Source organism: Pantoea sp. CFCC18177, from assembly GCF_059412425.1.
In genome coordinates, this window is the sequence record NZ_JBNBPL010000027.1 from 41,186 (window position 1) to 62,739 (window position 21,554).

General features: G+C 53.5%; 25 protein-coding genes. 1 reads left to right on the forward strand and 24 read right to left on the reverse strand.

The features are described from left to right. Positions 1-21: 21 nt before the first annotated feature. The 19 genes from ACPUC8_RS21670 to ACPUC8_RS21760 all read right to left on the reverse strand — a co-directional run bounded on the left by ACPUC8_RS21670 (position 22) and on the right by ACPUC8_RS21760 (position 19,113). Complete coding sequence (locus tag ACPUC8_RS21670) at positions 22-3,084, reverse strand: host specificity factor TipJ family phage tail protein (RefSeq protein WP_494927296.1); 3,063 nt, start codon at positions 3,082-3,084, stop codon at positions 22-24. Then, positions 3,081-3,458 carry a nitrite transporter gene (locus ACPUC8_RS21675; RefSeq protein ID WP_494927297.1) on the reverse strand — a complete coding sequence of 126 codons (378 nt, stop codon included), beginning with the start codon at positions 3,456-3,458 and terminating at the stop codon, positions 3,081-3,083. Before ACPUC8_RS21675 ends, ACPUC8_RS21670 begins: the two co-directional genes overlap by 4 nt. A gap of 7 nt (positions 3,459-3,465) precedes the next feature. Then, positions 3,466-3,945: a DUF1833 family protein gene (locus ACPUC8_RS21680; RefSeq protein WP_494927298.1), complete on the reverse strand. Its 480-nt coding sequence runs from the start codon at positions 3,943-3,945 to the stop codon at positions 3,466-3,468. Beyond that, positions 3,942-4,406, reverse strand: coding sequence for a hypothetical protein (locus ACPUC8_RS21685; RefSeq protein WP_494927299.1), 465 nt, complete (start codon positions 4,404-4,406; stop codon positions 3,942-3,944). The genes ACPUC8_RS21680 and ACPUC8_RS21685 overlap by 4 nt, the downstream gene beginning before the upstream one ends. A gap of 1 nt (position 4,407) precedes the next feature. Continuing rightward, positions 4,408-7,512, reverse strand: coding sequence for a phage tail length tape measure family protein (locus ACPUC8_RS21690; RefSeq protein ID WP_494927300.1), 3,105 nt, complete (start codon positions 7,510-7,512; stop codon positions 4,408-4,410). Positions 7,513-7,573: 61 nt separating this feature from the next. Continuing rightward, positions 7,574-8,071, reverse strand: coding sequence for a hypothetical protein (locus ACPUC8_RS21695; RefSeq protein ID WP_494927301.1), 498 nt, complete (start codon positions 8,069-8,071; stop codon positions 7,574-7,576). Positions 8,072-8,476: 405 nt separating this feature from the next. Continuing rightward, entirely contained in the window at positions 8,477-8,923 is a 447-nt protein-coding gene (locus ACPUC8_RS21700; RefSeq protein ID WP_494927302.1) for a phage-derived protein YdaY family protein, read from the reverse strand. Positions 8,924-8,963: 40 nt separating this feature from the next. Continuing rightward, a complete protein-coding gene (locus ACPUC8_RS21705; protein ID WP_494927303.1) occupies positions 8,964-10,136 on the reverse strand; it encodes a phage tail tube protein in 1,173 nt (390 codons plus the stop codon). 26 nt (positions 10,137-10,162) lie between these two features. Next, the gene (locus tag ACPUC8_RS21710) at positions 10,163-10,555 is read right to left on the reverse strand and encodes a phage tail terminator-like protein (protein ID WP_494927304.1); all 393 of its coding nucleotides are present in this window, start codon (positions 10,553-10,555) and stop codon (positions 10,163-10,165) included. Then, complete coding sequence (locus ACPUC8_RS21715) at positions 10,552-10,932, reverse strand: HK97 gp10 family phage protein (protein WP_494927305.1); 381 nt, start codon at positions 10,930-10,932, stop codon at positions 10,552-10,554. The genes ACPUC8_RS21710 and ACPUC8_RS21715 overlap by 4 nt, the downstream gene beginning before the upstream one ends. Before the next feature lies 1 nt (position 10,933). Next, positions 10,934-11,323, reverse strand: coding sequence for a glutamate 5-kinase (locus tag ACPUC8_RS21720; RefSeq protein ID WP_494927306.1), 390 nt, complete (start codon positions 11,321-11,323; stop codon positions 10,934-10,936). Between the two features lie 221 nt (positions 11,324-11,544). Next, positions 11,545-11,955: a protein singed gene (locus ACPUC8_RS21725; protein WP_494927307.1), complete on the reverse strand. Its 411-nt coding sequence runs from the start codon at positions 11,953-11,955 to the stop codon at positions 11,545-11,547. A 6-nt stretch (positions 11,956-11,961) separates the two neighbouring features. Continuing rightward, positions 11,962-12,336, reverse strand: coding sequence for a hypothetical protein (locus ACPUC8_RS21730; RefSeq protein ID WP_494927308.1), 375 nt, complete (start codon positions 12,334-12,336; stop codon positions 11,962-11,964). Positions 12,337-12,386: 50 nt separating this feature from the next. After that, positions 12,387-13,523 carry a major capsid protein gene (locus tag ACPUC8_RS21735; RefSeq protein ID WP_494927309.1) on the reverse strand — a complete coding sequence of 379 codons (1,137 nt, stop codon included), beginning with the start codon at positions 13,521-13,523 and terminating at the stop codon, positions 12,387-12,389. 92 nt (positions 13,524-13,615) lie between these two features. Then, complete coding sequence (locus ACPUC8_RS21740; RefSeq protein WP_494927310.1) at positions 13,616-14,380, reverse strand: DUF6651 domain-containing protein; 765 nt, start codon at positions 14,378-14,380, stop codon at positions 13,616-13,618. Positions 14,381-14,463: 83 nt separating this feature from the next. After that, positions 14,464-15,579 carry a phage minor head protein gene (locus tag ACPUC8_RS21745; RefSeq protein WP_494927311.1) on the reverse strand — a complete coding sequence of 372 codons (1,116 nt, stop codon included), beginning with the start codon at positions 15,577-15,579 and terminating at the stop codon, positions 14,464-14,466. Continuing rightward, a complete protein-coding gene (locus ACPUC8_RS21750; protein ID WP_494927312.1) occupies positions 15,563-16,969 on the reverse strand; it encodes a DUF4055 domain-containing protein in 1,407 nt (468 codons plus the stop codon). The genes ACPUC8_RS21745 and ACPUC8_RS21750 overlap by 17 nt, the downstream gene beginning before the upstream one ends. A 3-nt stretch (positions 16,970-16,972) precedes the next feature. Continuing rightward, the gene (locus ACPUC8_RS21755) at positions 16,973-18,544 is read right to left on the reverse strand and encodes a terminase (protein ID WP_494927313.1); all 1,572 of its coding nucleotides are present in this window, start codon (positions 18,542-18,544) and stop codon (positions 16,973-16,975) included. Further along, positions 18,541-19,113 (reverse strand): terminase small subunit, encoded by a 573-nt coding sequence (locus ACPUC8_RS21760; protein WP_494927314.1) that lies wholly within the window; start codon positions 19,111-19,113, stop codon positions 18,541-18,543. The genes ACPUC8_RS21755 and ACPUC8_RS21760 overlap by 4 nt, the downstream gene beginning before the upstream one ends. A gap of 21 nt (positions 19,114-19,134) precedes the next feature. On the opposite strand from ACPUC8_RS21760, the gene ACPUC8_RS21765 reads away from it, so the two are divergent. Further along, positions 19,135-19,365 (forward strand): hypothetical protein, encoded by a 231-nt coding sequence (locus tag ACPUC8_RS21765; RefSeq protein WP_494927315.1) that lies wholly within the window; start codon positions 19,135-19,137, stop codon positions 19,363-19,365. A gap of 148 nt (positions 19,366-19,513) precedes the next feature. Here ACPUC8_RS21765 and ACPUC8_RS21770 read toward each other — a convergent pair whose 3' ends face one another. From ACPUC8_RS21770 to ACPUC8_RS21790, 5 genes are all read right to left on the reverse strand, one after another. Next, the gene (locus tag ACPUC8_RS21770) at positions 19,514-19,825 is read right to left on the reverse strand and encodes a hypothetical protein (RefSeq protein WP_494927316.1); all 312 of its coding nucleotides are present in this window, start codon (positions 19,823-19,825) and stop codon (positions 19,514-19,516) included. Then, the gene (locus ACPUC8_RS21775; protein WP_494927317.1) at positions 19,822-20,217 is read right to left on the reverse strand and encodes a hypothetical protein; all 396 of its coding nucleotides are present in this window, start codon (positions 20,215-20,217) and stop codon (positions 19,822-19,824) included. Before ACPUC8_RS21775 ends, ACPUC8_RS21770 begins: the two co-directional genes overlap by 4 nt. 194 nt (positions 20,218-20,411) lie before the next feature. Next, positions 20,412-20,795, reverse strand: coding sequence for a hypothetical protein (locus tag ACPUC8_RS21780; protein ID WP_494927318.1), 384 nt, complete (start codon positions 20,793-20,795; stop codon positions 20,412-20,414). Further along, positions 20,792-21,283: a lysozyme gene (locus tag ACPUC8_RS21785; RefSeq protein ID WP_494927319.1), complete on the reverse strand. Its 492-nt coding sequence runs from the start codon at positions 21,281-21,283 to the stop codon at positions 20,792-20,794. The genes ACPUC8_RS21780 and ACPUC8_RS21785 overlap by 4 nt, the downstream gene beginning before the upstream one ends. Before the next feature lie 2 nt (positions 21,284-21,285). After that, positions 21,286-21,531: a phage holin gene (locus tag ACPUC8_RS21790; protein ID WP_494927320.1), complete on the reverse strand. Its 246-nt coding sequence runs from the start codon at positions 21,529-21,531 to the stop codon at positions 21,286-21,288. Between the last annotated feature and the right edge of the window lie 23 nt (positions 21,532-21,554).

Genomic DNA, 21,554 nt, shown 5'->3' on the forward strand with positions numbered 1-21,554 from the left:
CCGCCGAAGCGGGTTATATATTCAGGCTACGTCGCCAGGGTAAGTGGCGTCATCGTAAGCGTAAAATGCATCCTGGTATTCGGAGGCGGTGACCTGACAGGTGCCGTCAGATTGGGGTGAAATTTCTGAGACAATTGCATCATAACCATGGCGCGAGGATGAACAGAAAATCAGGCGCGGTGGCTCTACAGCCGGATCATCCATTATCCACTCGTCATAATTAAGCGCGCTGGTCAGTGGCATTATCAGGGTGTAATCATCGACACGCGTTGGCGTCAGCAACTGCGTTGCCGTTCCGTCCTGTAATCGCAAGAACACGCGCGGGTTGCTGAATGTCCAGTCCAGCGGTTCGCTCACTTCCAGCGTCAGCGCTGAGCCATTAAGCGAAGCATCAACCACCAGGCAGCTTATGGTGTTGTTGCCGGGGATGTCGTCGGTCAGCACCAGGCGGTCCATGTAGTTGTAGCAAAGCGCGTCCATTTCTGTGCTTGTTGTGTGCGTCAGGCGCTGATTGAGATACTTCATTAGGCGGCGCATACCGATGCGGTATGCCCTGTCCTGATCCAGAACGCCATCCAGTGTGTAACTCTCCACCTTTGAGGGTGTCGGGTTATCTGCTGTTCGGCATTGCACAGTCTCCTCTGCCCACGTAGTGCCGTTGATGTATGTCACATCTACACCATCGTAATCATCCTGCGACGGTACCGAGAAGGCAGTTTGCAGCGCTTCAGTGGTTTCCTGCGGGGTTATCACGCCAGTCCACGCCTTAATGCCTTCGCGCCCAGCCGATGCCAGCCCGTCAGACAAAAGGAAGTAACCCATGCCCGCGTTCGTTATCTTCTGCAGAATATCCAGTGCAGAGGTGCTGCTGTCGTTGGCCTCGAAATCGAACGTCTCACCTCGTGGCGTCCAGTAGGTGTTTTCCAGCGCGGTGATGGTATCGGTGTCGATGTTTGTCATGCCCAGACTGGTCATGATGTGCATCAGCGCGCCACTGATAGAGCGTGACGCATAGCCATCATACAGGCGTGTCGCTTCCACATTGACGCGGCGATCTGACTGCGCCGCCAGCCTGTTACCCGTGCGCACGGTCAGCGCAATAGTGGTGACATCCGCATATGACGATGGGCGCTTTGCCAGCCTTGAACGGAGAGCCTGCCAGTAGAGATTATTCACTGTTCTGGAGCCGCCGATCTTGGTGGTGCGGCGCACACGAATTTCATATTGCGCCGCCGCCAGGCCGCTAATGCGCTTCGTGTATCCATGGCCATTCGCGGTTTCTCCCCTGAAGTCGTATGAAACCTGACTCCACGTGCCGCCCGTTGCCGCATTGCGGTACTGGACCAGCACATGCACGTTGTGCGATTGCGAGCTGCCATTGTTTTTGTACTGGATGTGACCATTAGGGAAAATGAAATTGTTTTCGATGACGGTGGTGGTTTCGCCATCGGGACATGCAAGGAATGGCCCAAGCCAGTTCTCGGCATCATTATCACCAGAGACAACCGCGTCCAGTATCGTGCGACTGTTAAAGCCGGGCCATGACGAATCAACAACCGTAGAGCCATCATCGGTCGCAACCAGGCGGTTAACGGTGACGGTAGTGTCGTCGACAGAAGTGATGATGAACTGCCCTGCTCCGTACATCACTGAAAGGCGCTGAGTGCCCACTGGAATGCCGGTGAATGCTTTACCTGTTGCAGAGGTGTAGGCCAGTGTGATGTGCGCCTGCACACCCGCTGCGCCACCACTTGAAGCAGTTCCCGGAGTGTTTACCGGGTTGTCACCAAACACGGCAGCCGGCAAAGTTGAATTAACAATCGTTCCGCCAGTGTATGGGCTGCTTTCTTCCTGAATTACCACCTTACCAGAACTGTCGATTGCCACTAAACCGGATCCTGTTAGCGCATCGGTGATGGCATCAACCAATCCGCTCATGGTCACATAGTTTGTCACCAGGCTTACCGTGTAGGTAAAACCGCCCCATGTAATGGTGAATGTGTACGGCGTTGAGGTGAAGTCGTATGTAGATGGCGCGGCGTTTGCGGTAATGTTTGCCGCACTTCCTCCGACTCCCGGAACGGGCGGCACCGCTTCGGTGTATGAGGAAATAAACAGGCTGTAACTGTTATCGTTAAACGTCAGCGTAACCGGCATTCCAACAACGGGAACCAGTTCGGTGAAGTCACCATAGATAACGCTGTAACCACCGTCAGCACTGATGACGTAGCTGTCAGGCGCGACAACGGTTAACACAGTTCCCTCTACCCACGATGTCGGCACGCTGATATCGTCTGAATCATCATCATCGTCATCATCATTTTCAGTGGTGACTCCGATCAGGGTGATTGTGTTGCCATCGAGCAGTACCGCATCGGAGCTGGCATAAATACTACCTGGCGCCGTTGAGTTTGTATCAAGTCCAGATCCGCTGCTTGTGCCGCCAACTTCAGTCGATGACCACCAGTTTTCCGATCGCGCATCTGCCGATACTGTGGCGCCAGGCGGGTAGATGGTGTAACTCACGTCATCACCAAAGCTCGCAACCGGAGTCGAACCTATGCGAATGCCTGATTGGGGGATGCTGAAATTACCCACGCCGATGCACAACAACATGGTCGTGCGGAATATTTCTGGGTCGCTGGAGTCGAAACGGGAAACCGGCTGAACAGCGTAATCTGGGAAAACGCGATACTTGCCAAACACCTCGCGGATCGGGTCTCCAAGGGCGGCAGAGTTGGCCTTTGCCGGGTCAATGCTCAATTGGTTGCCTGTGGCGGTATCCTTGGTGCTCGTATCCATCGTGCTCATCACGTAGATAGAGTAAATAGCCGCCACAATAGCCACGATGTAGACGCCTGGGATCGGGTAGATTCGCACATCGCTGTCTTTGGTGATTACCGCCGTCGGCCAATCGCGCGCCGGGACGAGCACACCATCCAGATCAATCGATACAGGGTGCTTCATGTCACCCTCGTAGGATTTCACGTTTTCTCGCATCCACTTGTCGATAGTGGTTTCGGCGTGTTCGTGCGTTTCCAGAGGCTCCCCGGGGAGCCGCGAGGGGAATATTTTGATGGTCACAGGTAATACTCCACTCTTGGATATTTTCGTTCAAACCGAGGAAGTGACAGGATAGTGACGTTTGATTTCTGGTTGCTTTCCATCACCATCAGTTGCCCATCCTGCTTAATGACGATCGCCACATGGGTGACCATGCCGCCCTTATAGCAAGCGGCAACTGACCCCTCACGCGCTTCACACTGCTTAGTTATTTCACGCACCCTCACTGCGCCATCGGACTCAATATCCTTCTGCCCAAGACCATCGAATGCGGGCCAAACATCAATGCCAAGGTCGGATTGCACCTCAAGCACCAGGCCATAACAGTCGAGAATTGGGTATACGCGACCGCCCATCTGCCACCTGACAGAAAGGTATTTATCAATGTTGAGCATTTGAACCTCAGGTGTAACGAAGGCCGGGGAATCTGTTCAGGGTGTAGGTGAAACGAGGCCAACGGGTGTCGAGCACGTTCATAAAGCCCGCGGTGATTTGCACTTCCGTGTTGGTCCAGTAACCAGACTTTATTGTCATCGAGAACGGCGCTTCCGCTGGTCCAGTCAGGTCGGTGGAAATAAAGCTTCTGTGCGTCAGGGTCGCGCCTGACAAATCCTTCAGTGCATCCCTTATAGTGCGCGAAACTAAGCCAGTGATATTGCTCATCGCAAACTTCAGGTCTTGGGTGCCGTCGGAATTGCGCGCCGGTAATGCAATATCCAGCGCGCAAGCCTCAAACAACTGTGTCGAGCCATCTTCAATGGTCGCCGTCACATCTTCATAGCTCTGGGCCAGCCAGTATTTGGTGCCGCCGATGTTGATCTCCATTGTCTGGATGATCACTTCCGAACCGGAAGAAGCGTAAAGCCTTTCGAGAATGTTCATGCTTCAGGCCACTCCCGGTTCATCGCCAGATCGATAATGCTCTGGTTAACCACAAAGTCAGGGAAATCGCCCCAGCCAGGCGGCAGGATTGGGCGCTCCCACAATTCAAGCGTTGCGGTGAACTGCCAGTAGATCGGCGCTACTAATGTCGGTCCCTCGTAGATATCAATGAACCGGCATTTGTAGTCCTCAACCCCGCGCGGCGTTTGAAGTCGCATCAGGAACCAGTCTGCGCCATCGTGAATGGTTTCGCTGTACCACGCCTCGAAATATTGAGACTGCCCGTCCGTTGTGAACATCCACGTTACGCTTGCCTGTGTAGGCGTTGATTTGTACTGCCTGCGCTGCCTCGCTCGACCAGACGTCAGCTGTGTACGTAACAGCGGGGTTACTGGCTGAAAACCATAGCCGTCCTGCAATGGCAGCGGCAGATACTCATGGGGATAAATTGCCATCGCCATATTATGTCATCCTGTTTCCGCGACCCTGAGCCGTCCTGAGTGATTTACCAAATTGCCCCTTGCCTTCCAGAGTCTGGTTACTGAGTTCGGTCACCAGTTGCTTGTTGTTTCGCTTCAGCACCGAATCCATCTCCTGCTGCGTCATCCCTGAGTTTTGAGGCATGTTGATGACCTGGTTGATATGGTTGGTTTGGGTGTTTCCGCCAGTTGCTGACACCTCATTGTTTCCCGTGCCGAATCCCGGCTTAGACAAGGTTGCATCAAGGTTTCCGCTGCGGATCGCCTCAAGGTTAGAGACGCCAATTCGCTTGGTTGCCGGAGCATCGAAGACGAACTCTTTACCATGAACCACGCCAGCAACTGACTTCGTGCCCATATTTCCGGTGTAGCCACCCTTCTCGAAACCTACCGAACTCACCGAGGCAAGATTAGAAACGATGCTGGCGGTAGCGGCGGCGACTGATGCCATGGCGACAAGGTTGTAAGGGAATGGGTTGGCGGCTGCCATTGCAATGCCTTGGTTTATTGATAACGTTGCCTGAGCGATTGCATAGGCTTTGTTGGCGATAAACGCTGCTTTGTAGATGGCTGACTGTTCACCGAAACCATCGCGGGTGATCGACACCATGCTATCCATAATGGACTGCGTGGCTGCAACCTGAATGGTGTTCTGCTGACTGCTGATGGCTGTGCTTTGGTCCTGATATTGCTGGCGAACGGCGGCGATCTGCTGCTCGTACTCAGCGGTGAGATCAGAACGGTTTTGGTAGTAGGCCTGATAGCTTTGCAACTGCTGCTGCTGCCATTGATCGAGCGCTGTTTGCGCCTGCTGCAGTTGCTTGGTCTGCGCCTGTAATCCATCCCACGTTCCCGACAACTGCCCACCTGTAGGGCTCAGGCCACCTGTCACAGATGTCACGCTTGAAGGCAGCGAGGCCTTGGTGGCGCGCAACACATTGGCGCGTGTGGCATCGGTATCTGTAGCACCAGCTGCTTTAGCTTTATCCAGTAGCTTCAGTCGCTCAATCAGCAGGTCATTGGTTTGCACATCCTTCTGCTTAACCTGCTCCTGCATCTTGCGGTAATCATCGAGTGTTGTTACCTGAGACTGGATGATCTCCTGTCGCCGCAGCGCCGCCTCAATTGCATCAGCGTTAGCCAGCAATGATTTCTGGTCTGCTGTCAGCTGTGATTTGGTCTTGATGTCGGCGATCTGCTGTTCAAACTTGATGCGCTGCTTTGTGGCCGCAGACAATTTATCCGTGGCCTGCAATTGATCCATGAGAGAGGCTGTCTGCTGGTTAATCTGGTCCAGCAAGCGTGTCGCGGCATCTTCCGTGTAAGCCTTCTCTTTTTTCTGCTTGGGTTCCTGCGCCTTCTTCGCCTGCTCAACTTCTTTCTCGCGCAAAGCGATCAGATTGTTGGCCTGGGTAATGGCCTCTTGATTGCCAGATGCGGCTATCTTCCGCGCCTGCTCTCTCGCCTGTTTCAGTCGGTCTTCTGCACCGGCCACGCGGTCAGTTGCCAGATACTCCTTGGTGATCCAGTCAACTGATGCGGCAACCTCTTTGTTTCCCTGAATGCGCAACTCATTCATTGTGTTCTGCAGATCTACAGCCTGCCCAATGAAGCGCATGGATGGGTCAATAGCGCCACCAAGCGCAACATCCTGTTTGCCGAACTGTGCGCCGGTGTAATAGTTTTTGACGTCGATGGCTGCTGCGGTCCACGCATCACCAATTTTCAGGATCTTGCGCTGATGCTCATCGATGTCTTTATTCAGCGCCGTAAAGTTGGCTGAACCTTTGTATGATTCCACCATTTTACGGGCATCATCATAGCCATAACCCACGTCAATGAGCTTGCTGATGGCCTCGCTTGCGCCGTCATTGGTGGTGATGAACATGCTGGCAACTTCATCAACTGCTTTGCCAGTATTATCGGAAATGGCGAGGATGTTCATCGCCAACTGTTCCGCATAATCCCCGGTTGCGCCCAGTGACGATTTTGCCAGTTTGCTTGCGGCGTCCAATTCCTGCCGGTTGCTATAAACGGCATAGGTGAGTAGTCCTACAGCGCCCGCCGCCAGCGTGAATGGATTCACCAATCCAGCCACGTATGTTCCCATGGCTTTTGCGGCCGGTACGATGCCACCAAACATGTCTTTCAGCTGCCCACCCTGCTGAAGCAATACGGTGAGCGGAGCCTGCCCACCCTGAAGGCTGACGATGATGTCCGTCATCTGCGCAGGAACCATTCTCATGGCGTTTGCAGTTGCAGCCGCCGACATGCCGGTTTTGCCGAACTGAGTCGATGTCTTTTCAAGGGCGTCACGCGACTCAGCAAGCTTGTTGTTGAGGCGATCATAGGTAAGAGGTGAAAGCATCCCCGACGATTTTGCGCTATCGAGCTGGCGCTGTTGCTCTGCCAGTCGGCGGAATGCCTCACCAACCGGGTCGATCTGCGCTTCCAGTCGGCGGAGTGACGACACCTGCTCTTCCCTGGCTCTAATGGCGTCTCGCTCTGCCTGCGCCTCGCCAGTCACTTCACGGCGCGTATCCTGAAGTTTCTTGGTGTAAGTATCGTACTGCGATGTATTGATCTTTCCCTGAGAGAGTGCCGTTGACAGGTCTTTTTGCTGTTGCTCAAGATTGCGCAGAGCTGCGGCAAGAGGGTCAACTTTATCAAGGGTGGCCTGCAGCGCGCGTGACTGGACTTCTAGCTGGGCAGCCGCATCTTTGCCCGCCTTCTCCGCATCTCTTTGCGCCTGAGCCACACCACTAAGCTCTTCAGTGGTTTCATGGAGAAGCCGGGAAAGGGTTCGGAACTCTTCTTCGTCTATCAGGCCCTTATCAAAGTACTTTTGCAGCTCAGTGAATCTGCGACCGACTGTGTTAATCGCCGCGCCAATGGGGTCTATAGCCGCCTTGAGCTTTTCTAATGCCGCTTTCTCTTCGTCAGACGCCTTGGTTACCTTCAGCATACCTGTCACAGCCTTATCACCTGACTGCGTCATTTTATCGAGAGCAGTGGTGAGGCTTTCGGCGTTTTTCTGTGCTCCAGTGCTGTCGATAATGACTGCGAGGCGGGACTGTGATTCAGACATTGGCTTTCTCCGGGCAATAAAAAACCCCGCCGGAGCGAGGTTCATTTGAATTCTTCTTTTGCTACCTGGTGACCATTACCGAGTTCGACTTACCTTTAACCACTTCGGTTGGTTTCATGATCACGCCACCTTCAGGCAGAAGTCCGAACTGTGATGGCCGGTACCACATGACCATGGTTTCCACATAGTACTTACCAGGCGCGATGTCATTGAATGTGAACTTACCCTGCGCGTCAGCCTGTACCATTTTTGTGTATTTGGCATAGCGTGCATCAGGCGTGTTGTAGGCGATCCCGACTGACTGGAAGTTATAAATCGCGTCCGTGTAGCTGGTTTTAGGCATCAACATTACATTCTGCCCTGCAGCGACTTTGACATCGCCACCCACTGTGGTCAGGAACGCCTGCCCAGAAAGAGATTCATTACCATCAACCACAACTGATGAATACTCAGCCTGCGGGAATACCGGTAAATCTGCCTTTTTCTGGCTGACCATGCTTGGAGAAACGCAACCGCTAAGAGCAGATGCGCAAATTAATACCGCCAATACCTTTTTCATTTTTATGTTTCCATTGATTGCAATCAGAAACATCCTACCAAATGGCAAGTGCAAGTAAGCGCAAAATAGCGGCCATTCATGAGTGTTTTTTCTGCTTTTCACTCCATGCGTTGCGATAGGCGTCATCAAGCGCAAAGATGCAAGCGTCAAATTCTGGCCTGTCTATCAGGGATGGGCGCGAGGATAGATATTGCTGAATGTCGTGCAGGCTTAGCGGCAAAGGGACGCCGGCCATGCCAGCATACTGACGCCCACGCGAGATGACCGCATAAGCGTCCAGAATCTCCGCGCAAACCGGATCACTATCTGGCTCCGGCACGGGAGGTAACTTCAGTTTCTCCCTGCGCCAGCGCGCCTTTTCGCCAAGCTCTCCGGCATATTCATTAAGCCATTCCTGCGCCCGGATTACTTTGCGACTGCGTCTTTCTTCTGCTCTGCCTTACCTTGGGCAATTTCGGCGGCGAGGCCAAGCACCTGCCAGTACAGCTCTGGCTTTTGCTTCAGCAGCAGGAAACCTTTCTCTGCTGAGTACTCCACCGCTTGCTGTTCGCCATCGACCACTTCCCCGACGCCTTCCCAGCCAACAAGCAGGAATTGTGCGCAGTTCTGGATCAGCAAATCATCCATCGAGTCGAAATCGCCCACCACACTGAGATCGAATGTCTCGGTGCCAGCGCCATAGGTAGAGTCGAGTCGTTCGATATGGCGGCGTATCAGAGCGTTACGGCTGCGGTATTTGTCGTTCTCAATGCTCGCCACCTTCAGGCGCAAGCCGGGGATGTCTTTCCCCTTTTCTTTCGGCGTAAACCAGCGCTCGCCGTTAACATCAAGACGTGGTGCGAGGATAAGCATGCTCTCTCCTGAGATAAGCCCACCGAAGTGGGCTAAGTCATTATGCTGCGGTTACTGTGATAGCCGTGGTGCCTGTGAAGGTGCGCACTGAGCCGGTAATGGTTGCATTGCCTTCTGCCACGCGCGTGACCTGTGCTGTTTTCTGGCCGGTAGAGACCACAGTCGCAATGGATGGGTCTGATGATTCCCATGTTACTGTGTCGGTCGAGCCCGCAGGCGTCAGCGTTGCGGTAAGCGTCACGGTTGAGCCAACCACCCCGGATGATGTTGCCGGGGCGACGGTCATCGCTGTGGCCGGAACGTTTACGGCGCGGGTGATGGTCGGCGGCGTGTCAGCACCGGTGATGTTCAGTTCAACCTGCACGATGTCAGTGTTGCCGCCATCAGGCCAGTCACCATCTACCTGAACGGATGGCAGATTGATGGTGTAGCTGCCTTCATCGTTCTCCAGCGTGAAGCTGAACGGCATCACTTCCCCCGTCAGTGTTTTCTTCCAGGCTGCGTATGCATCCTTCGACCATGACAACGTGATGCTGCCGGATGGCGTGAACGTGGTCGGGATGTTTGCGCCAGCGAAGGCATTGCCGGTACCTATACAGCGCTGCGTCTGCAGGTTGTTATCGAACTGAATGTTGAACGAGTCCACACAGAAGCCGTCACCGCCATTCACACCGTTCAGGCTGATGTTGCTCACCTGCTTGAAGGAATAGCGCAGATCACCCGCCGTATCGGCTGGCGCTGTAAAGTAGCTGGTGTCGTCGGACTTGGAATCCCAGCCAAGACCAGCAAAGGTTACGGTCGCGGCAATATCACCATCGTTCGGGATTTCCAGCTGGAAGGTGCCGACCTGAGCACCGCGGGCAATCGAAGCAACGCCGATGTCTTCAGCGTAAGAAGCCACTGAGAAAGCGATGCGATCATTACCCATGGTGAGCACGTTATTTACCCACTCAGCGCCGAAGCAGGACGCAAGAAACTCGTCATGCTGGCCCCAGCGGAATTTTGTCACGACGTCACCGCCGACATCAGTGGTACCCGGCGAACGACCTTGCGCCATTCGGGTTCCGCCGATTTCGTCGTTGTCGATCATGTTCTGAGTTGGACCGAGGCCGAAGGAGCTGCGCTTCAGCAAGTTCCATGTGCCAGTGGTTGGCGTGGTGCCGGGGGTAGTTTCACGGATATACGCCGTGACGTTCTTTGCGCCAGAGCTCACATGAGCCTCCTGATTAATGGAGCGCCCTACAGAGCGCGATATGGAATTTGTAAGTTGTACTGCGCCCACCCGCCCGTCTCGCCAGCGTCCACGGCTGATACGGCGAAGTAATCGAGGCGACCGTCCGACTTGAACTCGAATAGCTCTCTCAGCTGATCCGCCGTTTTGGTGATCAGAAGTGAACCGCTGCCCGCCGGCACAAATATCTGGATAACGGCGATGCCCGTGCGGTGCACGACCGGGCCATTGCCGATCTCGTTTGAACCTGCAACGCCAGGCAGGTTGGTTAGCCGCGCCCAGATACTTTTGCCGGATGGGTCATACGTCTTGTCATTCGGGTACCGCACGTCTGCTGCGGCAATAGCAGTCTGAGCCGTCATCCGGGTGATGATGGCTGCACGTATTTCGGTGAGGGTCATTTGTATGCCTGTGAAACGCCGTGGAAGGATGTCGCGTAGATGCCTGCCGGGGCCTGCTTGGAGTGTCCATCTTCCAGCGCCTCGGCGTAAGGAAGGTTGTTCTGGATGTAGATGACTGAATACGGCTTACCCTGCGCTATAACTGCGCTGCCTTGCTGGATGGTGTTCGCACCTGACACGTCAGTCGTCGCAAGTTGACTGTAATCAGCGGTTCCGATGCTCACCTGGTTGTTGGCTCGAAACCGGCCAGTATCGACAGGAGAACGGGTGACCACCTCATTCAGCACCTGAATCGCAATCACCCGCAGCCGTTTTCCCACATCCTCCTCTACCTGCTTGGCGAACATCAATGGGTCAAAGCTCCAGGCTTTTGCCATGTCACGCCCTCCGCAGTTGGATCGAGTAGGTCGCTTGCGCCGGGTCGGTGCCCGCTGTAATCACCTTGTAGCGCTGCTGATTGCCGGTGACCAAATCGGGGGCCGTGATGATGTGGTCAACTTTCGGCTTGTCAGTCACCTCGTTAACCAGCGCCGTCAGTTTCAGATCCCCATGAAGGATGTTCACGCCATCAATACGGTTGAGGCTGTATTTCGACAGAACGCCGCGCCCGGTGTAGGTGATGGTTTCGCTGGTTGACTGCTCCGTCACCGGGTCATAATCGCCCTCGATAACGTAGGTGCCAGTGAAGCTGTTCACCGCATCGGCTAGCTCATCATCAGCGTTAAAAGCGGCTGAAATCTCCGACTGTAGCTCTTCACGAATTCCCATTGTCGACTCCAAGGCATTCCCTAAAATCAACGGTTACCGTGCCCCGCAATTTTCTGGTATACACCTCGCCATTTCTCTTAGCTCGCAAAGGCTTCGGGGCAAATTCGATAATTCCCTTTTGCTCATCGGCATAAACGACATTTTTTATTTGATTGCCGTTCACAGATACATCACGCAATCCACGCCCATCTCCAACGCAATGAATGTGTGGGTTTTTCATATCACCCCCGATAGATGCGGATTTGTGATGTGCTATATCCGTATGGCTTCAGAAGAGCCATAGCCAGTTGCAGATCAGAATCAAGCAGAGAACTACTATTGGTTGCCAATTCGGCATAGCTCTTCGACACGCTAACGCTATCAGCATCAACCGACTTGCTGAGGAGAACCCCGGAGTCGGTTTTCTGCTGGAACAGGCCACCATTAGCCGCTGCCTGAGCGGCATACGCGCCAGCCATTTTCACATCATCAGGGATGACCTTCTCATGCGTTACAGGGTCGCACGGCAGCGTCAGGTTAAGTCCGTTTAACCAGACATTTGCCATCAGTACCGACTTTGCCTTTTTGGAGGAGTCAGTCCAGTCAGCGCCAAGCAGAGCGTCAACCTCTTCGACTGTGACAAAAATTACCATTGGGGATTACTCCTCAACCTTCCAGCCGTGCTCTTTCCATGATTCGACCTGATCCGGATGCACTTCGGCGGTGGTCGGGTGGCCCGGATGTTCAGGCTCATCGCGATACATGGTTACCAGATCCGGCTTTTTGTTCTCTTCGCTTTTCCCTTCGCCTGACGTCTGCTCACCTTCCGCACCGGCTTGAGTTTTTAGCTCGAGGTCAGGGTCGGGATTACCGCCTTCACCGCCAAGTGAGCTTTCACCACCCTGCTGACCATCCTGCTGGATAGCATCAGATACTTGTGATTCCCCGCCCTGATCGGTCTGTTGATTGGCCTGCTCAGAAGCCTTTGCCTGTTCTGCGCGGCGGGCGCGCTCTTCTTTTGTGATACCAGCCATGTCATTACCTCGAGAGTTAATGAAAAAGGGGCCGAAGCCCCATGGTTTGATTAGCCTGCGATGATGACGCTGTGACGAGGAACCGGTGCAGCAACACCCCACGCCAGCCCAACCTCGTAACGCACCTGACGGTACTGACGGTACAGCGCCACCTGGAAGGTGATGCCAGATACCGGGTCAGTAACGTTCATGACGTCATCAGCGGTATCGCCACCCTGCGGCATTGCCGGGGTACGAGATGCCAGCAGTAGCGCATTGCGGTCAAAGGCCATGTTCGCGACGTAGCCAGCGCCCACGGTAACCGCTGCGTTATCGGCAAGGGTCTGACGCAGGCCCGGCTCAGCCAGGGTGATGGTGCTGGCTGTTGCAGCCACGACGACATACTTGTTGTCATCATTCGCAAAGCCCACCACATCACCTGCAGCAAACGAACCAGTGCCGGTATCAACCGCGATGATGCGATCGCCAACCACCTTGGCGCCGTTGACCAGATAACCAGCAGCGGCAGAGGCGGTGTGAGTTTTCACGCCAGCAGAGTTGTGGATGTTGAAACCTTCCAGGCGGCCCAGCGTACCCTCGCGCAGCAGGCTTTCAGTGCCCGCTTCGTTCACCTTAAACAGCACTGACTGCTTGCCGCGCAGGTTAGCGATAGCCGCGGAACCGAGAACCATCTGCAGATCGGTAGTCGGCGCACCGTTGTCTTCCAGCACTTTGCGGGCCAGAGCAGCATCGCTGAGGTCTTCTTTCACGCCGAATGGCGTGGTGCCAGGTGTTCCGACCTGACGTGAAGAGTTCAGGTACAGCGCACCGAGGTCAGCATCAACCTCGTTGGACAGCGCGCGGAACGCCTGTTTGAACTGATCCGCCAGAATGGTGTTGTAGGTACCGGCCGGGCCAAGGGCCAACTGCTCTTCACCGTTCCATTTGACCGGGGCCATTTTGGATTTGGTGATTTGCACGTTCACGGTGCCGATAGTCTGATCACCATCGTTAGGCGCGGTTGCACCCGGGGTGATATCGACGGTTGTTGCCACAGGTGCGACAGGTGCCGTTACAGTCTGGCCTTTTGCCGCTGCATCTGCTTTGGTGTTGCGCGCCACGGCGGGAATGAAGCCCACCTGCTCGCGTGATACTACGTCCAGAGCGGTGTAGATAGTCGGGATCAACCCGGTCAATGTGTTAGACATGGTTCAATGTTCCTTTGAGATAATTTTGGGGTTGGTTGAGCTATCCAGCTCTGGCGCCGCGCCCCCATCCGGAGGTGCGGCAAATGCGGGTTTTAGTCGACGATGCTTACACCGTCTTTGAGTGCAGTTTGTTTGCCTGTCATATCCAGAGAATCAAACGCGCTGCGCTTCATGGTTTTCTGACCAGCCTGGTGCTGTGACGTATGTGATCCGCCGCCGCTGTTGCCGCTGGCCTTCAGGATGTGGTCTTTCTGCGGGTACTGCTCCACCAGGAACTCAAGCGCTTCATCAAATGAGGCCAGTTCACCCGGTTTAGAGCGGGAATAGATTTTGTTGCCAGTTGCGTCCACGGCGACGATGTTGCCATCTTCAACCTTGAATGCCTGACCAAAGCGCGCCTGCAGCAGATCGGCAGGGATGGCAATCTTGTCAGCGATGAATTTCGATGCAGAGAAGCTGCCGCCAATCTTCGCATCATAGAGCTGGCCTTCCAGCGTCTTGTTGCGACCGTTGGCTTCATCCAACTGGGTCTGGAATGATTTGGTGATTTCGGCCTTCACCTGATCAACCTGACCAGCATCAATGAGCTTTTTCTGGTCGATTTTGGTGAGGAGGTCGAGAGCTTCCAGCGCCTTTGCCGGGTCAGTGATGCCGGAGAACTTAGCCAGGTTGGTTTCAGCCAACTCTTTAGCTTCGCGGTGCGATTTGGCCTCGCCATTCAGGGAGGAAATCTTGCCGATCGCCTGCGCAGCATCGAAACCAATCTCTTTGCCATCGTCATGCACATAAACAGGCAGGCCATTGGCGTCGAGGCTGGCGTATTGTTGACCGTTCACTTCTACTGTTTTCAGTTTCATGCTTTTACCTTTTTGGTCATCCGACCGTTGCGCCACTCACCATCCGGATCGCGGCCATAAAAAAGGGCCACCGAAGTGACCCGTTAGTTGATTCCTGCGTCTCTAAACGCCTGCTCGTCCCGATCCCGCAACTCATCGAGCGTCAGCCACTCGCCCCGGTCGCTGTAGAGTTCGTCCGGTGACATGCCACCATCACGAATAAGCTTCGCGCGCTGCTGGCCAACAATCTGTTTCTGCCGTTCGTATGACTGCCGGCTAAACCAGTCCTGATAGTCGGTATCTCCCGGAACCACGCCATCCATGCTTGCGCGGTCGGCAGGTGGAATCTCACGCACATCGATGCCTAGCTCTGCTGCTGATTTCAGGATGTAGGTTTCCGTGGAGCGACAGCAGAAATGAATTTTCCCCGGACCCTGCAGGTATGGGATTTTGTGACCAATCGGCTTGTTCTTCAGGGTGTACTTAAGGCGATCGCGTATGCGGCACTGCGGTGTTGTGCGGTTGTCGAGGGTAGACAGCCACTGCTTGCCTTTAATGATGTCATCATTGGCATCAGCGAATTGATTACGCGCCGTTGCCGCAACATGCCCGACTGCCGTTTTCGTGATGCTGGCGGCGTTAGCACGGCTCATTTGCAGCGCGCCATCCTGATAGCCCCGGTTTGCATGCCCGCGAACCTTTCGGGCTATTTGTTCCGTGGTATCGCCAAGCAAAAAGCCCTGCCGCACGGTATTGCTGATGCGGTTGATGCGGTCGGTTTCAATACTCGTGGCCCACTCGCTCAGCAATCGCCCCTGAAACGGCTGGGACATCGCGGCGGCATAGAGGGCGTCTGGCGTGATAGAAACCAGCGGATGCAGATCAAGCACCGATGACGGAATGGCGTAATCGAACAACTTCATCTGATACGCCGCTTCATGCTGTGACAGTGACAGCAACTCGTCAGAGAGGCTGCTCATCATTGACTGCACCACCTGATTATTCGCCGCCCTGACGCTGACAAGAAGCGACTCAAGGCGCGTCATGGTGAAGTTTGTAGCGTTCAGCGTGTCTATCGAAACCAGAAGCCGGGCCACTATCTCCGCATCACTCTCGTTGAGGATTTTCACCATACGATTGGCAACGCCGGTGCTGTAGCGACTCACCCACACGGCGTGGGCGATGTATTCATCCCTGAGTTTCTCATTCGCCGTTGCCATTGTTACCGTCCGCCAGTTTTACGGGTGGGTTGTTTAGCTCGTCGATCACCGACTCAGGCTTAGCGTCAGGGTCGATGAATTTAAGCGCCTGAAGCACCCGTACCTCATCAACCTGGCGGATACTGCCGCCCTGACGCAGCGACTGAACAGCCAGAGCTGCTGCAGAGTCGAAGCTTTGCGACGACACATCCAGCTCAGTGCGCACATCGACGTTCCCGCCATCCGGCAGGCCAAGCCATTCAGCCATGATCTGCAGGACGTTATCGAGTGCGTCCTCAAGTGAACTCGCCATGGTGTAAAGAGGCGAATTCTCCTGCATGTGCTCCTCGTTGGTCTGATCGACAGACTTGGTGGAGGTGTTTTCTGGGCGAAGGAGTTTGGCCCCTGCCTGGCGCATCTGGTTTTCCAGATCATCAAGTGACGTCTTGCCTGAGCCAATGGCTGAACCAGTGTGCTCGGTGTATTCCATGCCCTGCTTGCTGCGATCGGAGAACTGCGTTGCAGTTGATGAACCGACAGTCAGCGACTGGCCCTCTTCGAGACCAAATACCGATAGCAGTGGCACGCGTGCAACGTGCAGGATGTTGTCCTGCTCACTCTGGCTCTGCCAGTGCTTGATGTTCAGCAGCGCCAGATTCAGCAGCGGAGGTGATCCGCGCATGAACCCGGTGCGCTTGGTATAAAGCGTTACAAGTGGGATGTCATTGCGGCTGGTCTTCCATGATTCGTGGATTGCCCAAACGCTGTTACCATCCTCCCCGGTGGCGCGGCGATAAATCTCCACCATGCCAGGCATGATGTGGCGAATCTGTTCGACCTTCGCCTGCCCATAATCATCACCATCAACGATGATGGTTTCACGGACACGCAGATCGGTAAGCACCACCTTCCCGCCCTTCACTTCGGACTTCCAGCCAATCACTTGGCGCGGGTTGAGCATGGTCACATAAGGTCGGCTGCCCGACTTCTGCTCATCAGCACGGGTTTTAACCGATTCCGGATCAGTGCGTGGGTAATCGACAAGGGCATGCGCAAGGCCATACTGGAACGCAATGCTGAATAACTGCTGCGCCCACACGTCAAGGCGATCTCCTTCCATGTCGATGTTTTCACACAGCGCTGTGATCTGCTCTGGCGTTGCCTCGCTGAGAACGGTTGGCTCAGCAAAGACGCGACCGATGTTCTGCTTAATGCTCTCTTCGTAGGCCGGAAGCAGCGTTGCAACACGCAGGCGCTCTTTATAGGCCTCCTTGTCTTCTTTAGGCCACTTCGGCAAATAGGTATCACCCTGACGGCGCATCTCGAGAGTGCCACCCATCAGGGCATCATTGATGTCCCATGCCTCGCACATATCGTTGTAATCGAGGTTGGGTGTTGAGATATCAGCCATGATTTAAATCCGAAGTTGGGAGACTTTGCCGACTTTCTTCGGCGGTGAGTGCAGAACGGCATAGCGAGTGCTGTCCCAGTCGTGATCTTCTTGCTGGGTGTCCACGTCATCAGGTTTTTTGCTGTCGCGCACGAGTACCGGTATCCGGCTTATCCAGCCGCGGCAATAATCGAAAACATAGAATGCGGGCTTTTCTGGTGTGCCTGACTCCAGGCTTTTTCCTTCCACTACAGCCTCAAGCATGTCTGCAAATAACGCGGCACCGTTCACGCGAGAACCGGGCTTTTTGTTCGCCTCAATCCAGCTGACGCCCTGCGACTCCATTTTTTGGGCAATGGACAGTTCGTCATCCCCGGTGTTGTAAATCGCCCCATCGGCTGGTCCGGGAATAACTTTCTTACAGACGCCTGGCATGATGTTCATCTGCCCCTGCGTAACGCCGTTGAGAATAATCTCCGATGGCTCTGCAACCTCTACGCCAGTTAATCGCTTATCAATCCACGCAACGCCTTTGGCAACGTTCGTAGATGACATATTCAGCCCCTTATTGAGCTCATCCGGCGGGCAGCCATACCACTCGCCAATGAGGATGAGAGAGCCTGCTGGCGGGCAGAAGGTGCGCCCATCGTTTAAAGTCGCTGCGGTACCATCGCTACGGGCCCACCAGAGGTTAGAGAAGGGTTTCGATTCACCCCAGTCGTGTGATCGGTCAACCGTCCACGATTCCGGTATGGAGAATGGCTTGATAACGTGTAGAGATTCATTCCACAGGTGGTCAAATCGTCCGCCACTGGTGACATCCCAACTACCCTCTACCCACGCTTTTCGCCGGTTCGGGTCTTTGATAGCCATCAACGTCGCGATGTACTGCGGATCGAGATAAGGGTTTTCTTTAAACGAGCCGTGAATTGCTACGCGGGTGAGCGTCACATCCTCTTCGCGCTCCGTCTGGGGGTTAAACACCTTCTGGGTTTCACGTATAACGGTGCCGCGCGGCGCAGGCTCAATGAAACGTTTTTTCACCCACGTATGGCCGATGCCAAACGGGTTGGTTGTGCTGAATGTCTCCAGCGGTATTGGTCTCAGTAAGCCACCATCATCTCGCGGATAATCCTCTGGCCTGAAAGATGATCGCCGGCATGAGAACATCATCTCGTAGAACTCAGATGACTGCTGTTTGGTTAATTCGTTGAAACCGATGAAAGGAAACTCCTGGCCGTGATAGTCCCAGTAGTCGCCCTCTTCTTTGCCGAAGCGGAAAAGCAGCTCCTCGCCAGTTGGCCATACCCAGCGCAACTCAGAAGCTGAAGCCAAATAGCGGGCACCATCGTTAAACAGGCGATACATGCGCTTTGACTGAGTGATTATGTCGGTGAGGTTTTTATATTCAGTATCAAAAATAACGCCGCGCCAGAATGAGCCATAGCCCAAGCCAACCAGGCGACGAAAGCGCGCTAACTGCGCGGCAGTTTTACCCGGCCCGCGCGTTCCCTCATAAAGGATTTCGTTACATGGGCAACTCAGGGAGAGCGATTGCGATCCCGGTAATGGTTTCCAGACGGCTTTGTAATTCATCCACCAAGAACCTCTCGCTGTTGTTCCTGAGCTGATTTCTCCCAATCATCAACGTTATCGCACGATGGAACTGGCATAACATTGTGGGTGGCAGTCACCTTCTGCTCGATCTGCTCTTTGAATGCCTGTACGGCGATATGCTTGCCGAGCAACTCAAGATTTTTGACCTTATCCGGCCACTTAATCTTCTTGAGGATGTTCTCCATGGTGGTTTCATCGAAGTTGGTCACGGTGGTCAGGATGTCAAGCCCACTTAACGTGGTGCGCCAGACCTTGGGCCATTCGTGAACCATCTTCAGTCCACCGTCATCCTTCAGAATGTCGAGCACGTCCATTTGGTCGATCTCAACCAAGCGGCGGAGCACGTAATCGGCATTAACCTCTACCCTTTCGTTACGACTTGATTTAAGTTCTACGATGCGCTGCGCGATGTCTGGTTTTGTGAGGTTTTCACTACCAATCTTTCGGGCGGTGTTATCGCTGTACCCCGCCCGAATTGCCGCTTGCGTGGCGTTCAAATCGATGAGGTACTCGCGACAGAACATTTCTTGTTTGTCGGTGAGTGCCATGGAAATCCCTAAGGAGAAGTTATGAAATCAGTTAACGAAGTTATTGATGATATGCAGTCTCGAGGCTTGGCAAATGAAATTCTTTTCCAGAGCCTTATCTCTGCACTGCCAGAAGACCTTAAAGCAAAGGTATTGGCTAATATTGAACAGAATTTTGCCGCGTTTGATAGTGGCACTGTTGATGAAAACGCAAAGAAGAAACTGGATTCAGCTAAAACCTTCGCTAAACGAGTTTCTGGTGCAAATATCTAACTATTTTACGAGATAGCGCCGCCATTAGGTGGCGTTTTACTTCTAACTACTCCACTGGCACGTACTCCATCTCAAGTACGTCATCCGACGCGAGGTATACCCATCACCATATTTAGCCCAATTAAAAAACCGCCCGAAGGCGGTTTCGCTAATCTAAATCTTTGTCCCACGAGTCTCGAATCCAATTGAACATATTTTTCTTTTCGTTGTTCGGGCCAAAGCCAGACCATGTATCTTTCTCACTATCAATGGAAAGTACAATACATCTGACATCAGGAAATATATCGTTCAACGCATCCCTAATATCTCTGGCACTGAGCTTCCCCTTAGGATCAGTTAGTAGCCAAAAATTCTCAATCCAGTACCACCAGCCTAATCCATTTTCCTTAATAAAATCTTTGAATTTATCGTTCTGTTCAACAGAAGATGAGTTCAGCGCAACAGCGAATTTACGCCTCATTTATCAACTCCTGTACTTTTATTGTCATCTAATAATCTATCTGAATTTTGGCTCATGATTTTAGGTGATGGTTCTGTGAAATCACCATTAATACTATCACCAACATATTGTTTTTCGATGGCGAGCTTTTGAATTACCATTTTCTCGCTCCTCAAGAGATCAGGATTGTTTTTTAAACAAAACCAAAAAACACATGCATAGAAAATACTGCCAAAAATGAAAACGCACAGGAAGGGAATGATTATCCATGCAGCAGCTTGGTATCTGGCCAATAGTACAACACCAACGATTACGACACCCAACAACCAAATTATTGTATGCAAGACAGTGGATTTTTCTCCACTTTGATTAGCCTGACCAAACAACGAAGAAAATAGCTTGGGAGAGAGCATAGAAAGTCCATAAAAAGACCATATTTTCAGCAGATTAACTTATGGTTTTTACCAGATCAAGTTGGATTTTAACTGCTTAGGGAGCTTAACAAAAAAGTTAACGCGAGGCCTTATACCAAGCCTGCCAGCGATAAGTGTTCAGGCGGAGTGTTCTCACGCACTCCGCGTTCTCGACGTCCGATTGCAGATCTGCATCACTGTCCTTTCCCGCCGGACTCAGTTTGCACGGAGGGGTCATCAAATCCTGCGATATTGTTGGCCGCGTCGATTGCTCGCTGCCGCATGCTGACAGCATCATCATCAAAGTGGCACACAGTGCGATTCGGATCCTGAACATATTTCACCACGTCGCGGGTAATGGTTCGATAGATGACTTTTCCATCAGCGTTGGCGGCTGCTGCTTTCTGCTCTGTGGGGACCAGCTTGGCTTCGGCCTTTTGCTTCTTCGCTGCGTAATCGGCGTTGACCTTGTCGCTATGGGCATACCAGCCATTGAGGTAACGAACCTGCCCGTAACCTAAAGCCGCAACAATCATCAACACGATGGTGATCAGAAGAGTTCGTAGGGTGAACGTCATTTCTGCCCCCACAGGCAAACTTCGCGCTCAATCTCACGACGGTTCATCAACCCTTTCCACTTCTGCCCGCCAGCGTATACCCAGCGGCGTAACTGGTCGCAGGCACCAGCTGTGTCACCCTGGTTAATACGGGTCAGCAGCGTGGAGTTTTTGAAGTTACCGGCACCCGCGTTGTAGGCAAAAGAGTAAAGCGCAGCGCGGGTTTCTACCGGGATCGGCTTTTTGATGTATGGGTCGATTTGTGAGGCGGTGATACGTAGGTCTTTATCCAGCAGATCCCGGCATTCGAGTTCCGTGTAGGTTTTGCCATGCACGATGTCTTTGCCAGTGTGCCCATAACAAACGGTCCATATACCGGCCACGTCTTTGTATGGGGTGTACTTAACACCTTCCAGTGAAGGAATGAGCGTTGTAGCAATGGCAATCGCGCCAGCCCCGCCGCCTACGGCAGCAAGTAGCTTTTTCCGTAGAGACGGGGATAAGGCCATGTTTACTGATCCTGTGGTGGGTTCGAAACGTATCCACGACGCAGAGCGGCTTCATAAGCACGTGTCTGCCGATTCTTGTAATACAGATTCACCAGGAAGGTGGCGATACCGATTACCACGCCGCTGATCACTGCAATCTGGTTCCAGTCGAGGTCATGAATCCATTGCGACACACTACCTCCGCAGACCAGCGTGCCAGAGACGCAATAGCTGGCACCTGATGCAAGTTTGTCAGGCATAATTTTCATATCCACCCCCATCGAGGGGATTC

Excerpts from the sequence above, each read along its gene's own strand:
- ACPUC8_RS21675 (WP_494927297.1), bottom strand. The coding sequence starts at position 3,458 with ATGCTCAACATTGATAAATACCTTTCTGTCAGGTGGCAGATGGGCGGT.
- ACPUC8_RS21680 (WP_494927298.1), bottom strand. The coding sequence starts at position 3,945 with ATGAACATTCTCGAAAGGCTTTACGCTTCTTCCGGTTCGGAAGTGATC.
- ACPUC8_RS21685 (WP_494927299.1), bottom strand. The coding sequence starts at position 4,406 with ATGGCGATGGCAATTTATCCCCATGAGTATCTGCCGCTGCCATTGCAG.
- ACPUC8_RS21690 (WP_494927300.1), bottom strand. The coding sequence starts at position 7,512 with ATGTCTGAATCACAGTCCCGCCTCGCAGTCATTATCGACAGCACTGGA.
- ACPUC8_RS21695 (WP_494927301.1), bottom strand. The coding sequence starts at position 8,071 with ATGAAAAAGGTATTGGCGGTATTAATTTGCGCATCTGCTCTTAGCGGT.
- ACPUC8_RS21700 (WP_494927302.1), bottom strand. The coding sequence starts at position 8,923 with ATGCTTATCCTCGCACCACGTCTTGATGTTAACGGCGAGCGCTGGTTT.
- ACPUC8_RS21710 (WP_494927304.1), bottom strand. The coding sequence starts at position 10,555 with ATGACCCTCACCGAAATACGTGCAGCCATCATCACCCGGATGACGGCT.
- ACPUC8_RS21715 (WP_494927305.1), bottom strand. The coding sequence starts at position 10,932 with ATGGCAAAAGCCTGGAGCTTTGACCCATTGATGTTCGCCAAGCAGGTA.
- ACPUC8_RS21720 (WP_494927306.1), bottom strand. The coding sequence starts at position 11,323 with ATGGGAATTCGTGAAGAGCTACAGTCGGAGATTTCAGCCGCTTTTAAC.
- ACPUC8_RS21725 (WP_494927307.1), bottom strand. The coding sequence starts at position 11,955 with ATGGTAATTTTTGTCACAGTCGAAGAGGTTGACGCTCTGCTTGGCGCT.
- ACPUC8_RS21730 (WP_494927308.1), bottom strand. The coding sequence starts at position 12,336 with ATGGCTGGTATCACAAAAGAAGAGCGCGCCCGCCGCGCAGAACAGGCA.
- ACPUC8_RS21735 (WP_494927309.1), bottom strand. The coding sequence starts at position 13,523 with ATGTCTAACACATTGACCGGGTTGATCCCGACTATCTACACCGCTCTG.
- ACPUC8_RS21740 (WP_494927310.1), bottom strand. The coding sequence starts at position 14,380 with ATGAAACTGAAAACAGTAGAAGTGAACGGTCAACAATACGCCAGCCTC.
- ACPUC8_RS21745 (WP_494927311.1), bottom strand. The coding sequence starts at position 15,579 with ATGGCAACGGCGAATGAGAAACTCAGGGATGAATACATCGCCCACGCC.
- ACPUC8_RS21750 (WP_494927312.1), bottom strand. The coding sequence starts at position 16,969 with ATGGCTGATATCTCAACACCCAACCTCGATTACAACGATATGTGCGAG.
- ACPUC8_RS21755 (WP_494927313.1), bottom strand. The coding sequence starts at position 18,544 with ATGAATTACAAAGCCGTCTGGAAACCATTACCGGGATCGCAATCGCTC.
- ACPUC8_RS21760 (WP_494927314.1), bottom strand. The coding sequence starts at position 19,113 with ATGGCACTCACCGACAAACAAGAAATGTTCTGTCGCGAGTACCTCATC.
- ACPUC8_RS21765 (WP_494927315.1), top strand. The coding sequence starts at position 19,135 with ATGAAATCAGTTAACGAAGTTATTGATGATATGCAGTCTCGAGGCTTG.
- ACPUC8_RS21770 (WP_494927316.1), bottom strand. The coding sequence starts at position 19,825 with ATGAGGCGTAAATTCGCTGTTGCGCTGAACTCATCTTCTGTTGAACAG.
- ACPUC8_RS21775 (WP_494927317.1), bottom strand. The coding sequence starts at position 20,217 with ATGCTCTCTCCCAAGCTATTTTCTTCGTTGTTTGGTCAGGCTAATCAA.
- ACPUC8_RS21780 (WP_494927318.1), bottom strand. The coding sequence starts at position 20,795 with ATGACGTTCACCCTACGAACTCTTCTGATCACCATCGTGTTGATGATT.
- ACPUC8_RS21785 (WP_494927319.1), bottom strand. The coding sequence starts at position 21,283 with ATGGCCTTATCCCCGTCTCTACGGAAAAAGCTACTTGCTGCCGTAGGC.
- ACPUC8_RS21790 (WP_494927320.1), bottom strand. The coding sequence starts at position 21,531 with ATGAAAATTATGCCTGACAAACTTGCATCAGGTGCCAGCTATTGCGTC.